Here is a 15503-nt window from a genome sequence, read left to right as displayed (position 1 = left end):
TGATTCATCCGCAAAAATTGTTGTTGTTAACGGTTCACCAGTTTCGCCGGCAAGGCGATGACCAGGAAGCTGCTGAGGATCAGGCAGCCGGCGAAAAACCACAAGGCGCCCGCGCTGCTACCGGTGACGTCAATCGCCACGCCCATCAACGAGTTGCTGACCAGGCCGGCGATATTCGCCACTGAGCATGCCAGGGCAAACCCGGTGGCGGCTGCGGTGCCTTTGAGAAAGGTCGCCGGAAGGCTGAAAAACACCGGCACGGCGCCGATGATCGCGGCCGAAGCGATGGCGAACAGGGCCACGGTGGCCGCCACGTTATGGGTGAAGAAGGTGCTGGTGGCCATCGCCGCCGCACCGATGAAAAACGGCACGATGATGTGCCAACGGCGTTCACGATGTTTGTCGGAGCTGGCGCCGATCAGCAGCATGCCCAGCAGGGCGGCGACGCTGGGCAACGCCGTCAGCACGCCGATATGGAAGGTATCGGTGACCCCGGCGTTACGGATGAACGTCGGCATCCAGAACCCCATGGCGTAGGCGCTGAGCAGGATCGAGAAGTCGATACCGCCGAGCATCCACACTTTGAGGTTGAAGAAGCCGTCACGGAAGCTGTGCTTGCTGCCGGTGGCATCGGCTTCGTCCTTGCGCAGTTCACTTTCGAGCAGGGCTTTTTCGTCCTGGGACAACCATTTGGCTTGCTGGAAGGTGTTGGGCAGCGCCCAGAAGGTCAGCACGCCGAGCAACACGCTGGGCACCGCTTCGATCAGGAACAGCCACTGCCAACCGCGCAGGCCGCCCACGGTGTCGAAGTGGCCCATGATCCAGCCGGACAGCGGGCCGCCGATCACGCTGGACAGCGGCAGGCCGATCATGAACAGCGCGATGATGCGCCCGCGCCGATGGGTCGGAAACCAGGTGGTCAGGTAATACAACACACCCGGCAAAAACCCGGCTTCGGCGGCGCCGAGCAGAAAGCGCAGGATGTAGAACTGCGTGGTTGAGGTGACCAGCATGGTGCAGGCCGAGAGCAGGCCCCAGGTGATCATGATGCGCGCGATCCAGATTTTTGCGCCGACCCGCTCCAGTACCAGGTTGCTCGGCACTTCAAAGATGATGTAGCCGACGAAGAACAAGCCGGCGCCGAGGCCGAACGCGGTTTCGCTGAAGTGCAGCTGGTCGAGCATCTGCAGTTTGGCGAAGCCGATGTTGATGCGGTCGAGGTAAGCGGCCAGGTAGCAGAAACACAGGAACGGAATCAGCTTCCAGGTGACCTTGTGGTAGAGCGTGGTGACGGGGTCGGCGACGCTGGTCGCGGGTGCTGCATTCGCAATGGGCATTGGGTGTCTCCTGGCGGTGACTTATGGTTTTTATACAGCCGCTTTGTTCCAGCACTTCGGAGTGCTGTCGAAGCGACGTCCAAAGGCAGTGTCAGAAGACTGAGATTTCCCCTGCTGGATGAGATCAAGTGTGGGAGCGGGCTTGCTCGCGAATGCGGTCTGTCAGTTAAACCTGTACTGACTGATCCACCGCTTTCGCGAGCAAGCCCGCTCCCACATTCGATTGCATTCCAAAGTGGGAGACGCTCAGTTTTTTCCGGACCACGCTCTTTGTCGTGGTTCTCGGTGAATCGTTATTGCTCCCTGAACTTGCTCAACGCCTCCTGCTTGCTCACCACGTCGCCATACTTGCTGTCGATATCGAACAAGTTGGCTTCATGGGGGGCCGGGTGTCGATCGCCGACGCATTCGCGCACGACGATGGTGCGAAACCCGTGTTGCACCGCATCTACCGCGGTGGCGCGGATGCAGCCACTGGTGGAGCAGCCGGCCAGCACCAGGGTGTCGATGCCTTGCGCGTGCAGCATCGGGGCCAGGCTGCTGCCGAAAAACGCACTGGCGTACTGCTTGGTGATCACCACTTCATCGGCCTGGGGCAACACCTCGGTGCAGAACGCCGCGAGGGGGTTGCCTTCGACCATGTCTTTCATTACCGGGGCCTTCTTGACCCAGATGCCACCGTCGGCGAAATGGCCGGGATGGTAGCGGATATTGGTGTGCACCACCGCAATCCCGTGTTCGCGCGCAGTGGCCAGCAGCTCGACACTTTCCGCCACGGCTGTGACCACGCCCGGCGCAAACAGCGGCGCGCCTTCGGTGGTGTAGCCCTGCATGAAGTCGATCATCAGCAGCGCGGCTTTTTTACCGAAGCCGATGCGGTTGCCCCAGACGCCTTGGTAGTTGGCGTCGGCGGATTGTTCGCTCATCGCTAAGATCCTCAATAAGCGCCGGAAAGCAGGGCGCCGGCGCCGGGCACGATGGGCTCCAGGTCCAGAGCCTTGAGCATCGCGTAGGTGGTGGCGATGGCGGCGGTGAGCACCGGTTTGCCGGTTTGCGCTTCAACCTTGGCCACCACCGGCAGCGACTGCATCTGCACGCAGGCCGAGAGCACGATCACGTCGACGCCTTCCAGGTTCATGCCGGCGACGATGGCCGGCAGCTTGGCCGGGTCGTGGCGCGCCACTTCGAGGTTGTCGGGGATCTCCAGGGCGCGCCAGTCCACCACCTCAAAGCCTTCTTCACGGATGTAGTTCACCACCAACTCGGTCAGCGGCTTCATGTACGGCGCGACGATGGCGATGCGTTTGGCGCCCATCACTTTCAAGCCTTCGATGAGTGCGCCGGCGCTGGTGATCACCGGTGCGTTCGCGTCGTTATCGGCGGTGGCCTTGCGCAAGCGTTGTTCGGAATTGCGGTGATAACCCAGCCCCATGGCCATGATCGCCACCAGGCAGGCGTAACCCAACACATCGACCTTGGCGTCGGACAGCTCGATGGCGCAACGGTCGGACTCGCCGTCCATTGCCGCCAGTTCCTCTTTGCGCACTTGCTTCATGCGCATGCGGCTGGAGTGAAAGGTGAAGCGCTCGGGGCGAATCGCCTGGCGTGCGGTGAGCATCGCCGGGATCTCGGTTTCCATGGTGGTGTTGGAGCTCGGCACGATTTGGCCGATGCGGTAAGGCTTGTGCATGGTGGTCTCCGTTCTTATTGGGTGAGGAAGTCGCCGAGGGCGTGGAAGAAGCCGTCGAAGTCGTCCCACGGAATCATGTGGCCGGCATTCGGCACGCGGGCGACCTGGATGCCCGGTTGCAGGTCCTGGATTTCCGCTACGTCTTCATCGAGGATCACGCCGCCACGCCCGGCCACCATCAACAGGGCAGGGGCCTTGAGGTGGGGCAGGTCCTGGTGGAAATCCACCGTGTGAAAGTCATTGAAGGCGCGCACGATGGCGGGCTCAAAACAGGTGTGCAGCCATTCGGCGCGCAGTTGCAGTTGCTCTGGCGTCCAGGTGGCGCAGAAGGCGCGCATCGCCTCCGCGTCCATGCCGATCAGGGATTGGCGGATCGAGTCGACATACCACGGCAGTTTGCTTGGGTATTCACGGCGACCGGGGCCGGACACCGGCGGGTCGATCAGCACCACGCGGTTGACGCCCTGCGGATGTTTCACCGCACTGCGCACGGCAAAACGCGCGCCCATCGAATGGCCGACCAGGTGGTAGCTGTGCAGATTGAGGGCATCGGCGAACGCGCCAATATCATCGCTGCAAGTGTGTGCGCTGTAGTCCAGCTCGGGGCCGGTGGACGACAAGCCGCGCCCGCGCACATCCAGCACGTACGTGTCGAACTGCGCGCCCAGGCGCTCAGCGACGAATCCCCAGGTGATCGCCGGGCTGGTGATGCCCGGGATCAAAATCAGCGCCGTGCCTTTACCGCCGTAGCGCAAGTAATGTTGGCGAATGCCGTTGGCCTGCACATTGCCGCCGTAGAGAAAGGTGCTCACGCGGCCACCCCCGATTTCAGCGGCTGGGCATACAGGTCGTAGCCATACACCCAGTCCGGGTCTTCCTGGGTGCGCAGCCAGGTATTGGCGTTGGACACCGCCTGCACGCGCGAGGCGCGCTCCTTGCGGTTGGCTTCGTAGAGTTGGAACGCGGTGCGGTAGTCGCTGATGCCGGTTTCCTGCAGGCAGCGGGTCAGCATCGCGGCGTCTTCGATGGCCATGCCGGCGCCCTGGGCCATGTGCGGCTTCATCGGGTGGCAGGCGTCGCCCAGCAGCACCAGGCGGCCACGGCTCCACAGCGGCAACGGGTTGCGGTTGCGCAGCGGCCATTTGGTCACGCTTTCGGTGGACTCGATCAGCGCCTGCACGGTGGGGTGATAGCCCTTGAAGGCGTCAAACATCTCTTCGCGGCTGCTGTCGACGAACGCGCCCTGGAAGTCCCATTCGGCATGGGGCACGCCGGTCACGTAGTAGTACTCGTCGCGCTTGCCGGTGGTGTAATACACCATCATGTGGCGGTCTTCGGTCCACCATTTGATGCAGTCTTCGAACTTCAAGTCGTACTTGGCCAACTGGTCGCCACGGATCAGCGCACGGTGTGCGACCCAACCGCTGTACAGCGGTTTTTCCACGCCGAGCAGTTCTTCGCGAATCTTCGAATTGATGCCGTCGGCGCCGATCACGATATCGGCGTAGGTCACTTCGCCGTCGGCAAAGGTCAGGCGTACTTGGGTGTCGGTCTCTTCGAGGCTTTCCAGGCGCTTGTTGAAGTGCAGGGTGCCGGGCTTGAGGGTCGACATCTGCAAGGCGTGCAGGTCGCCGCGGTGCACGGTGATGTAGGACGCGCCGTAGCCGGTGAGCGGGATGCGCGAGAGGTAGTCGCCGGTTTCGCCGCAACGGCTGAACCAGTGCTCGGGGTGCGAGCCCATCAGGTCCAGCTGCTTTTCGATGCCCATGCGGCGGAAGATTTTCATGATGTTGGGGCCCATGTGGATCCCCGCACCCAGCCGGGAGAACTCCGGTGCCTGTTCGTAGATGTCTACGTCAAAACCGGCTTGCTGCAACAGGGTGGCCGCAGCGGCGCCGCCCAGGCCGGCACCGACAATGGCGATTTTTTGCGTGCTTCCCATGGGGCGTGATCCTCTCTCTTTTTGATTTCAGGCGGCGTCTGTCCGCAAGGTTTTTAAAGTGTATACGCTCATTTTTTGAAATGGGAAGCCTGCTTTGAAAAATATATTTTTTGGCCGTATTTATCCCGTGTAACGCTGAGTAGCCAATAAATACGGGGTTTGTTTCGATAGGTAACGAATTGGCGCGCCGCTTGCAGTCCGCCTGCAATTCAGGTCTTATCGTTATTAATTGGCGTATACGCTATAAGAATGCACTAGAGTGAAGCGCGATGCATGAACTTGGTGCAGCCCCACAGGAGACAGGAAAATGCCGGTAAGCGATTGCGAACTGACCCAGATGTTTGAACACGTGCTGAAGCTGTCGAAGGTCGACCCGACCCAGAGCGTCGCCGTGCTCAAGAGCCATTATTCTGACCCGCGCACCGTGCGCGCGGCGATGGATGCGGCGCAGCGCCTGGGGGCCAAGGTGTATGCGGTGGAATTGCCGTCGTTCAACCATCCACGGGCGATGGGCAATGACATGACCGCCTACTGCGGCGACACCGCGCTGACCGGCAATATCGCCGCGCAACGTGCGCTGGAAGCGGCCGACTTGATCGTCGACACGATGATGCTGCTGCACTCGCCGGAACAGGAGCAGATCCTCAAGACCGGCACGCGCATCCTGCTGGCCGTGGAACCGCCGGAAGTGCTGGCGCGCATGCTGCCCACTGAAGAAGACAAGGTGAGCGTGCTGGCCGCCGAACAGTTACTGAAAAAGGCCCGCTCGATCCACGTCAAATCCCGCGCCGGCAGTGATTTTCGCGCGGCGTTGGGGCAGTACCCGTCGGTGACCGAATACGGGTTTGCCGATGAGCCTGGGCGTTGGGACCATTGGCCCAGTGGTTTCCTGTTCTCGTGGCCCAACGAAGAAACCGCCGATGGCGTGCTGGTGCTGGATATTGGCGACATCCTGCTACCGTTCAAGACCTACACCCGCGAGAAGATCACCCTGGAGATCGAGAAGGGCTTTATCACCAGGATCCACGGGGGCTTTGAAGCGGAGTACCTGCGCGACTACATGAAGTATTTCAACGACCCCGAGGTGTACGGCATCTCCCACATCGGCTGGGGCCTGCAGCCCCGTGCGCAATGGACGGCCATGGGCTTGCATGACAAGAACGACGGCATGTGCATGGACGCGCGGGCGTTTTATGGCAATTTCCTGTTCTCCACCGGGCCGAATACCGAAGTGGGCGGGACGCGCAAGACGCCGTGCCATATGGATATTCCGCTGCGCAATTGTGATGTGTATCTGGATGATGAGGCGGTGGTTATCGCCGGTGACGTAGTCGCCCCAGCAGCCTCCCTGGCCCGCTGAAAATCCCAATGTGGGAGCTGGCTTGCCTGCGATAGCGGTCTATCAGTCAAATCCCGGCTGCCTGATCCGCCGCTATCGCAGGCAAGCCAGCTCCCACATTTTGCTTGTGTTCCTGCAGTGAGAGGCTTGAGTCGATTCACCATCCCCGCCATCATGCCTTCCCAATCTCCACACCCACCGAGCCCGCCGTGCCTGATTCCTACGTTTTCTCTGAACAAGTTGGCCACCTGCTGCGCAAGGCCTACCAGCGCCACTTGGCGATCTTTCAGCAAAATGTCGGCGACTCCCAGCTCACCGCCGTGCAGTTCGTCACCCTGTGTGCACTGCGCGATCACGGTGCAAGTTCCCTCACCGAACTGGTCAAGGCCACCGCCGTCGATCAGGCAACCATTCGCGGCATCGTCGAGCGGCTCAAGGCCAAGGAACTGATTACCCTGGAGCCGGACCCGCAAGACAAGCGCAAGGTGGTGGTGGACCTGTCTGCCGCAGGTGCCGAACTGGTCGCGCAAACCGCACCGCGTGCCGCGCAGATCAGCGAACTGACCATGAGCAACCTCAACCCGGCCGAGCGCGTGGCGGTGTTGTTTCTGTTGCGCAAGATGATTGACGATCCGCAAGACTGACCCATCGATTCCTTGTGGCGAGGGAGCTTGCTCCCGCTGGACTGCGCAGCAGGCCCATCTTTTGGGGTCGCTTCGCAACCCAGCGGGAGCAAGCTCCCTCGCCACAGGTTTTGCGTACAGCTGCTGGCATCGTTTTTGCTCTGTGTTGATGTAGTAGCCATTTCACCATTCAAGTGTGTCGCGAGGCCCCAGGTCCGCGATGCTTTTTTTTGACTGTTTCGTGTAGTAGCTGCTTCACCAACTGACACAGGCGAAGCGAATGATCAGCCCCTCCATCACGGTAGCCCTTGAGGTCAACGGCCATACCCGCGAAGTCAGCGCCATGGCGGATACACCACTGTTACTGGTGCTGCGCAATGACCTGGCGCTCAACGGCCCCAAGTACGGCTGCGGCCTGGGCGAGTGCGGTGCGTGCACCGTGATCATCGATGGCGTGGCCGCGCGGTCCTGTGTGTTCCCGCTGGCGGGTGCAGTTGGCCGTGAGATCGTCACCCTCGAAGGCCTCGGCAGCCGTCAGGCACCGCACCCGGTGCAGCAGGCGTTTATTGATGAGCAGGCCGCGCAATGCGGTTACTGCCTCAACGGCATGATCATGACCGCCAAGGCCTTGCTCGACCGCAACCCCAACCCCAGCGAAGCCGAGATCCGCAATGAGCTCTCGGGCAACCTCTGCCGCTGCGGCACCCATATCGAAATCCTGCGCGCCGTGCTGCGTGCCGCTCACCTCCTGACCGTGGATGGCCAACCATGACCGACACTGCACTTTCCCGCGAACAATGGCTGGCCAAGGCCGGCGTGTTGTTGATCGTCGATGACGTACTGCCGCCGTCCGGCCCGGTGGCCAAGGGCGGCACGCCGACCGTGAAGCCCAAGGAGTTGGGGCTGTTTATCGCGGTCAACGATGACGGCTTGGTCTACGCGTTCAACGGCCATGTGGATTTGGGCACCGGCATTCGCACCTCGCTGGCGCAGATCGTTGCCGAGGAACTGGACCTGAGCATGGATCAGGTCAAGATGGTCCTGTGCGACACCGAGCGCGCGCCGAACCAGGGCGCGACCATTGCCAGCGCGACCTTGCAGATTTCCGCGATCCCGCTGCGTAACGCGGCCGCCGAGGCGCGGCGCTTTTTGCTCGCGCGGGCGGCAGGGCGCTGGGGCGTAAGCACCGGCAGCCTCAAGGTCGAGGCCGGCATTATCCAGGCGGCAGACGGACGCACCACCACTTACGGTGAATTGGTCAGCGGCCAACATGATCAGCTGCGCATCAGCGGCGACGCACCGTTAAAAGCCATCGAGGATTACCGCCTGGTCGGCAAGGGCGCCGCGCGCGTGGACATCCCCGGCAAGGCCACCGGTGAACTGACCTACGTGCACGACATGCGTGTGCCGGGCATGCTCCACGGCCGCGTGGTGCGCCCGCCGTATGCCGGTTTGGACTGCGGGGATTTTGTCGGCAATAGCCTGTTGAATGTGGACGAGGCTTCCATCGCGCATATCCCGGGGATTGTCGCGGTGGTGGTGATTCGGGATTTTGTCGGCGTGGTCGCGCTGCGCGAAGAACAGGCGATCAAGGCCGCCCATGAGTTGCAGGTGCACTGGAAACCCTGGAACAACGCCTTGCCGGACATGAGTGACGTCGAGCAGGCCATCCGCGACAACCCTCGCGTGCGCCGCACAGTGCTGGACCAGGGCGATGTCGACGGCGCACTGGCGGCTGCCGCCCAGCGCATGCCGCGCAGTTACCTGTGGCCGTATCAAATGCATGGTTCGATTGGCCCGTCCTGCGCGGTGGCGGATTACTCTCCAGCCGGCAGCCGCGTGTGGTCGGGCAGCCAGAACCCGCACCTGCTGCGTGCTGATCTTGCGTGGCTGCTGGAGTGCGATGAAACCCTGATCGACGTGATCCGCATGGAAGCCGCCGGCTGTTACGGGCGCAATTGCGCGGATGACGTCTGCGCGGATGCCTTGCTGTTATCCCGCGCCGTGGGCAAGCCGGTGCGGGTGCAACTGACCCGCGAACAGGAACACCTGTGGGAGCCCAAGGGCACCGCGCAGTTGATGGAGGTGGACGGCGGCCTCAACGCCGACGGCAGCATCGCCGCCTACGATTTTGAAACCAGCTACCCGTCCAACGGCGCGCCGACCCTGGCGCTGTTGCTCACCGGGCGCGTCGAGCCGGTGGCAGCGATGTTCGAGATGGGCGACCGCACTTCGATCCCGCCCTACGACATCGACAATATGCGCGTGACCATCAACGACATGGCGCCCATCGTGCGCGCCTCGTGGATGCGCGGGGTGTCGGCGTTGCCCAACACCTTTGCGCATGAATCCTATATCGACGAACTGGCCTTCGCGGCGGGTGTCGACCCGGTGGAATACCGCCTGCGCTACCTCAAGGACGAGCGCGCCATCGACCTGGTGAAATCCACCGCCGAACGGGCGAAATGGTCACCGCGCACGGCGCCGATGCAAACCGCTAACGAAGATCATTTGCTGCGTGGGCGCGGCTTCGCCTACGCGCGCTACATCCACAGCAAGTTCCCTGGCTTCGGCGCGGCGTGGGCGGCGTGGGTGGCGGATGTGGCCATCGACAAACACACCGGTGACGTGTCGGTGACGCGGGTGGTGATCGGCCACGACTCGGGGATGATGATTAACCCGGCCGGCGTGCAGCATCAGATTCACGGCAATGTGATCCAGTCCACCAGCCGCGTGCTCAAGGAGCGCGTGACCTTTGAAGAGTCCACGGTGGCGAGCAAGGAGTGGGGCGGTTATCCGATCCTGACGTTCCCCGAAGTGCCGCAGATCGACGTGCTCATGATGCCGCGCCAGGACCAGCCGCCGATGGGCGCCGGTGAGTCGGCCTCGGTGCCGAGCGCGGCGGCGATTGCCAATGCGATCTACGACGCCACCGGCATTCGCTTTCGCGAGTTGCCGATCACCCCTGAACGGGTGTTGGCGGCGCTGAATGCCGGCACGCTGGGCGAGCCGGCCAAGTCGCCGCAGAAACGTAGAAAGTGGTGGTTCGGCGCGCTGTTCGCAACGTTGGGCGCCGTGCTGGCCACGGCCTGGCCGTTCCACAATGAAATCGCGCCGATTGCGCCACCCAGCGCCGGCACCTGGTCCAAGGCCACCCTGGAGCGCGGGCGTTTGCTGGCGGCGGTGGGCGACTGCGCGGTGTGCCATACGGCGCCGGGCGGTGCCACCAATGCCGGTGGCTTGGCTATGCAAACGCCGTTCGGCACGCTGTACAGCAGCAATATCACCCCGGATGTGCAGACCGGCATCGGCGCCTGGTCGTACCCGGCGTTCGAGCGGGCGATGCGCGACGGGATTGGGCGTGACGGGCGTAATTTGTACCCGGCGTTTCCCTATACGGCGTTTCGCAATATCAATGAGGCGGACATGCAGGCGCTGTATGCCTACCTGATGTCGCAGGCGCCGGTGAGCCAGGCGCCGACGCCGAATGCGATGCGCTTCCCGTTTAATATCCGGCCGTTGATGGCGGGGTGGAATGCGCTGAATTTAAGGCGCGGTGAAATCACGCCGCAGCCCGAGCGCAGTGAGCAGTGGAATCGCGGTAATTATCTGGTCAATGGCCTGGGACACTGCGCGGCATGCCATTCGCCACGCAACCTGATGGGCGCGGAGAAGGGCGGTAAGGCCTTCCTGGCCGGCGGCAGTGTTGATGGTTGGGAAGCGCCGGCATTGACGGGTTTGTCCAAGGCGCCGACGCCCTGGACTGAAGACCAGCTGTTCACCTATTTGAGCACCGGCTATTCCGACGCCCATGGCGTGGCGGCAGGCCCGATGGGGCCGGTGGTGAGTGAACTGGCGAAGTTGCCCAAGGCAGATATCCGCGCGATGGCGGTGTACCTGGCGTCGCTCAACGGCGAGGCGACGGCTGAGGCGCAAACCGTGGCGGCAGCGACGGTGCCCAATCCGAATGGTCGACGCATATTCGAAGGTTCGTGCAAGGCCTGTCACGCCGATGGCCTGGGGCCGAAACTGTTTGGGGTCAGCCCGTCATTGGCGACCAATACCAATGTGCACAGCGATCAGCCGGATAATTTGATCAAGGTGATTTTGCAAGGCATCAGCAACCCGGCGACCCAGGATCTGGGGTATATGCCAGGGTTCAAGGACAGTTTGTCGAATACGCAGGTGGCGGATTTGGTCGCGTACTTGCGCGGGCAATTTGCGCCGAATGCGCCGCAGTGGAAGGGCTTGGAGCAGAAGGTGGCGCACTTGCGGGCCAACCCGGGTACCCACTGATATTCCAAAACCGGTGAAGATCAAATGTGGGAGCTGGCTTGCCTGCGATAGCGGTGTGTCTGCACCGAAAATACTACCTGACACATCGCCATCGCAGGCAAGCCAGCTCCCACAGGGATCAGAGCCGTTTTCTATAATGAGTTAGGGGAGACACCCCTCAGCACCAAATCAGTGATAAACCCCAGCCAATCCTGCTGCTGCCCCTTAGCTGCCAGGTCTTCACCCAAAAACGAACTGAGCGTATGCCGGTTGGAGTTATAGAAGTAGCACAGCGAAGCGATCATCAAGTACACGTGCTTGAGGTCGATGTCCTGGCGAAACACACCCTGGGCCTGGCCGGCTTCAATGATCGGCTTCAACACGCCAACCGCTTCGCCCGACAATCGGCGCATCTCGCCGGACTGTTGGGCATGTTTGCCTTGGTGCAGGTTCTCGATGCTCAGGATCGCCACGAATTCCGGGTGCTTGACGTAGTAATTCCAGATAAACGCGACCAAATCCTGCAACGCCTGCACGGGCGCTTCCAGGTTCAGTTTGAGTTTGCTTTCGGCTTTGTTGAACTGCTCGTAGATGTGTTCCAGCACGCAGATGAACAGGTGTTCCTTGCTGCCGAAATAGTAATAAAGCATGCGGTCGTTGGAGTCGGCTTCCTTGGAGATGCTGTCGACGCGCCCACCGGAATAGCCGTCGCGGGTGAACACTTTGACCGCCGCCTGCAAGATGCGCGCACGCGTCTGGTCGGCCTGTTGAGCCCGAATGCCGGTCTTCTTGATCACCATTTCCACGCGCCTTGCAGCCAGTCTGGGCGCGAAATATAGCATGGGCATTTTCTCGGCCGTTCTGTGACCGACAAGTTCTGTAACAAAAACGCCATTGCGCTGGGGGTTGGACCCAAGTCGGGCTATTTTGGTGCGTCTTAATAACTAGAGTAGCCATGGATGAAATACCAACCTTTCAGCCGTACCTTAATCGCGACCGCCTTGGTGTTGACGGTCAGCGGTGTACACGCCGCGTCCCAGGCCCCGGTGGCCGGTGAAAACGGTATGGTCGTCACCGCCCAGCATTTGGCCACTCATGTGGGTGTCGACGTGCTCAAGGCCGGTGGTAACGCGGTGGATGCGGCCGTGGCCGTGGGCTACGCGCTGGCCGTGGTGTACCCGGCAGCCGGCAACCTGGGCGGCGGCGGTTTCATGACCGTGCAGTTGGCGGACGGGCGCAAGACTTTCCTCGATTTCCGCGAAAAAGCCCCACTGGCGGCGACCGCCGACATGTACCTGGACAAAGACGGCAAGGTCATCGACGGCCTCAGCGCCAAGGGCCACCTGGCGGTCGGCGTGCCCGGCACGGTGTCCGGCATGGAAACCGCGCTGAGCAAATACGGCACCCTCAAGCGCGCCCAAGTGATTGCCCCGGCGATCAAGCTGGCGGAAAACGGCTTCGAATTGGAGCAGGGCGATATCGACCTGCTGCACACCGCCACCGGCGAGTTTGAAAAAGACAAAGACCTGCGCGGGATCTTCCTGCACAACGGCCAACCGCTGCAGGTCGGGCAAAAACTGGTGCAGAAAGACCTGGCCAAGACCCTCAAGGAAATCTCCGCCAAGGGCACCGACGGCTTCTATAAAGGTTGGGTCGCCAAGGCATTGGTGGATTCCAGCCAGGCCGGCAAGGGCATCATCACCCAGGCTGACCTCGACAAGTACAAGACCCGTGAACTGGCGCCCATCGAGTGCGACTACCGGGGCTACCACGTGGTCTCGGCACCACCGCCAAGCTCGGGCGGCGTGGTGATCTGCCAGATCATGAACATCCTTGAAGGCTACCCGATGGCCGACCTCGGCTATCACTCGGCCCAAGGCCTGCACTACCAGATCGAAGCGATGCGCCACGCCTACGTGGACCGTAACAGCTACCTCGGCGACCCGGACTTTGTGAAGAACCCGATTGCCCACCTGCTGGACAAGGACTACGCGGCCAAGCTGCGCGCCGCCATCGAGCCGCAAAAGGCCGGTGATTCCCAGGCGATCAAACCGGGTGTGTCGCCCCATGAAGGCAACAACACCACGCATTACTCCATCGTCGACAAGTGGGGCAACGCGGTATCGGTCACTTACACCCTCAACGACTGGTTCGGTGCCGGCGTGATGGCGAGCAAGACCGGGGTGATCCTCAACGATGAAATGGACGACTTCACCGTCAAGGTCGGCGTGCCGAACATGTACGGCCTGGTCCAGGGCGAAGCCAACGCCATCGCACCCGGCAAGGCGCCGCTGTCGTCGATGAGCCCGACCATCGTGACCAAGGACGGCAAGGCTGTAATGGTCGTCGGCACGCCAGGTGGCAGCCGGATTATCACCGCCACCTTGCTGACCATCCTGAATGTCATCGACTACAAGATGAACATCCAGGAAGCCGTCGACGCGCCGCGTTTCCACCAGCAGTGGATGCCGGAAACCACCAACCTCGAGACCTTCGCGGTCAGCCCCGACACCCAGAAAATTCTGGAAAGCTGGGGCCACAAGTTTGCCGGTCCGCAGGACGCCAACCACCTGGCCGCAATCCTGGTGGGCGCACCGTCTTTGGGTGGCAAGCCGGTGGGCAACAACCGTTTCTACGGGGCTAACGACCCGCGTCGCAATACCGGGTTGTCGCTGGGTTACTAATCGCTGATTAAACCTGCGCACGCCTTCCAGGGCTCGCTCCTAGAGCCCTGGAAGAACCCCGCACCCTGAATCTGAGCACACGCAAAAAGCGTCAGCACGCGCGAATGATCGCCAAGGCTTCGGCCTTGCCCAGCGGTTGTTGCATGCGCTGCGACAGGCGCGCCATGGCCTGCTGATGCTCGCAGGCAACCACGGCTTCGACCTGCTCGTCATGGCAGAGCAGCGCAATGAAAGCGTGGCGTTGAAGGTCGCCTTCCATGTGCAGGCGATTCCACTGTTGCGCGCGTCCGAGCACTTCAAAGGTTTTGTCGAAGTGGTAGGTCCAGAAGAACGGCACGTCGGCGTAAACCTGGGTATCGCCGAGCATATTGCGCGCGGCCAGCACGGCCAATTGCTGGGCCACGCGCCAGTGTTCGATACGCGTGGGCTGCTGTTGCCAGGCAAACGTCACGTTGTCGCCGGCCGCCCATAGGCCAGGCGCCACTTGCAGTTGGCTGTTCGCGTTCAGCGACTGGTCCTCGGCCTTGTCGACGCCGTGGACAAAGCCGGTGGCAGGCTTGACGCCAACGCCCATGATCACCAGATCCGCCGCCAAGCGCTTGCCGTTTTTCAGCAGCACGGTGCTCACCGTGCCGTGGCCGTCGAGGCGCACGGGTTCGGTATTGCTGTGGAAGATCACACCGTTGTCTTCGTGCAGTTGGCGGATCGCCGCACCGATGCGCTTGCCCAACTGCGCCGCGAGGGGCACCTGATGACGGCTGACCACTTGCACCACCAAGCCGCGCTGGCGCAGGGCGGATGCGGCTTCCAGGCCGATAAAACTGTCGCCGATGATGACCGCGCACGCGGCTGATTTGGCTGCTTCGTCGATGCGCGCGGCATCTTCGCGGCTGCGCAGCACAAACACGTTACTGAGGACGGCGCCGGGGATGTCCAGCGGCTGCGCTGCGCCACCGGTGGCAATCAGCGCCGCGTCGTAGTCGAAGTGGCGGCCGTCGGCGAGTTCGATGCGTTTGGCGTGTGCGTCCAGGCGCTGCACTTCGCCATGGATGCTGTTCGGCATAGCGTCCAGCAATGGCGGTGTATCGGCGGGCGCCATTTCACCGGCGATCACGAATTTGCTCAGGGCGGTGCGGTCGTAGGCGGGCGCCTGTTCCCGGTCGATCCACAGCAAGCGTCCACTGAAGCCTTGCCGACGTAACGCGGCCACGGCAGCAGTGCCTGCCGCGCCGGCGCCGATCACAGCAACACAGCGATCTTCAGCCTGCGCTGTCGGGGTCGACGTTTGCATGGGTTCGTCGCCGACACTGACCACGCCATCGTGAACCTGCACCGGGTACTGCTTGAGCCCGAGCAGTGCGGGCGGCTCCACCACCGCGCCGCTGTCCACGGCAAATGCCGCTTTGTGCCACGGGCAAATAATCCGGCCGTTGCAGATCACGCCTTTCTCCAGCGGCGCACCTGCATGCGGGCATTGCGCCTGGAAGGCGCGAACCTGGTCGCCGACACGCACCAGCAAGAGCGCACGTTCTGCCGTGGTGACGCGAACACCTCGGTTTTCCGGCAAGTTGATCAGGCGGGCAACGATGCGCATGTTCATAGGCCAATCTCCT

General features: G+C 62.1%; 12 protein-coding genes. 5 read left to right on the top strand and 7 right to left on the bottom strand.

The features are described 5' to 3' along the window. Nucleotides 1-26: 26 nt before the first annotated feature. From PspR76_RS16485 to PspR76_RS16465, 5 genes are all read right to left on the bottom strand, one after another. The gene (locus tag PspR76_RS16485; protein WP_159956894.1) at nucleotides 27-1337 is read right to left on the bottom strand and encodes an MFS transporter; all 1311 of its coding nucleotides are present in this window, start codon (nucleotides 1335-1337) and stop codon (nucleotides 27-29) included. A 293-nt stretch (nucleotides 1338-1630) separates the two neighbouring features. After that, nucleotides 1631-2263 (bottom strand): N-carbamoylsarcosine amidohydrolase, encoded by a 633-nt coding sequence (locus PspR76_RS16480; protein WP_159956892.1) that lies wholly within the window; start codon nucleotides 2261-2263, stop codon nucleotides 1631-1633. 11 nt (nucleotides 2264-2274) lie between these two features. After that, a complete protein-coding gene (locus tag PspR76_RS16475) occupies nucleotides 2275-3027 on the bottom strand; it encodes a maleate cis-trans isomerase family protein (RefSeq protein WP_159956890.1) in 753 nt (250 codons plus the stop codon). Nucleotides 3028-3041: 14 nt separating this feature from the next. After that, nucleotides 3042-3839: an alpha/beta fold hydrolase gene (locus PspR76_RS16470; RefSeq protein WP_159956888.1), complete on the bottom strand. Its 798-nt coding sequence runs from the start codon at nucleotides 3837-3839 to the stop codon at nucleotides 3042-3044. Further along, nucleotides 3836-4969, bottom strand: coding sequence for an FAD-dependent monooxygenase (locus PspR76_RS16465; protein ID WP_159956886.1), 1134 nt, complete (start codon nucleotides 4967-4969; stop codon nucleotides 3836-3838). The genes PspR76_RS16470 and PspR76_RS16465 overlap by 4 nt, the downstream gene beginning before the upstream one ends. 307 nt (nucleotides 4970-5276) lie before the next feature. On the opposite strand from PspR76_RS16465, the gene PspR76_RS16460 reads away from it, so the two are divergent. The 4 genes from PspR76_RS16460 (at nucleotide 5277) to PspR76_RS16445 (ending at nucleotide 11227) form a co-directional block, all read left to right on the top strand. Then, complete coding sequence (locus PspR76_RS16460) at nucleotides 5277-6329, top strand: 2,5-dihydroxypyridine 5,6-dioxygenase (RefSeq protein ID WP_159956884.1); 1053 nt, start codon at nucleotides 5277-5279, stop codon at nucleotides 6327-6329. A gap of 188 nt (nucleotides 6330-6517) precedes the next feature. Next, complete coding sequence (locus tag PspR76_RS16455) at nucleotides 6518-6952, top strand: MarR family winged helix-turn-helix transcriptional regulator (RefSeq protein ID WP_159956882.1); 435 nt, start codon at nucleotides 6518-6520, stop codon at nucleotides 6950-6952. A 259-nt stretch (nucleotides 6953-7211) separates the two neighbouring features. After that, the gene (locus PspR76_RS16450) at nucleotides 7212-7703 is read left to right on the top strand and encodes a (2Fe-2S)-binding protein (protein ID WP_159956880.1); all 492 of its coding nucleotides are present in this window, start codon (nucleotides 7212-7214) and stop codon (nucleotides 7701-7703) included. Then, on the top strand, nucleotides 7700-11227 hold the full coding sequence (locus tag PspR76_RS16445) for a molybdopterin cofactor-binding domain-containing protein (RefSeq protein WP_159956878.1): 3528 nt from the start codon (nucleotides 7700-7702) through the stop codon (nucleotides 11225-11227). Before PspR76_RS16450 ends, PspR76_RS16445 begins: the two co-directional genes overlap by 4 nt. Before the next feature lie 131 nt (nucleotides 11228-11358). Here the strand turns inward: PspR76_RS16445 and PspR76_RS16440 are convergent, their stop codons facing one another. Beyond that, nucleotides 11359-12006, bottom strand: a complete 648-nt coding sequence (locus tag PspR76_RS16440) for a TetR/AcrR family transcriptional regulator (protein ID WP_159956876.1) — start codon at nucleotides 12004-12006, stop codon at nucleotides 11359-11361. Nucleotides 12007-12165: 159 nt separating this feature from the next. Here PspR76_RS16440 and ggt point away from each other — a divergent pair, with 159 nt between their 5' ends. Then, nucleotides 12166-13890, top strand: coding sequence for a gamma-glutamyltransferase (gene ggt / locus PspR76_RS16435; RefSeq protein WP_159956874.1), 1725 nt, complete (start codon nucleotides 12166-12168; stop codon nucleotides 13888-13890). Nucleotides 13891-13981: 91 nt separating this feature from the next. Here ggt and PspR76_RS16430 read toward each other — a convergent pair whose 3' ends face one another. Further along, complete coding sequence (locus PspR76_RS16430; RefSeq protein WP_159956872.1) at nucleotides 13982-15490, bottom strand: FAD-dependent oxidoreductase; 1509 nt, start codon at nucleotides 15488-15490, stop codon at nucleotides 13982-13984. Nucleotides 15491-15503: the final 13 nt, after the last annotated feature.

It is taken from the genome of Pseudomonas sp. R76, from assembly GCF_009834565.1.
Classification (GTDB): domain Bacteria; phylum Pseudomonadota; class Gammaproteobacteria; order Pseudomonadales; family Pseudomonadaceae; genus Aquipseudomonas.
Note: the sequence above shows the minus strand (reverse complement) of the source record. Positions and strands in the feature narration are given on the sequence as shown.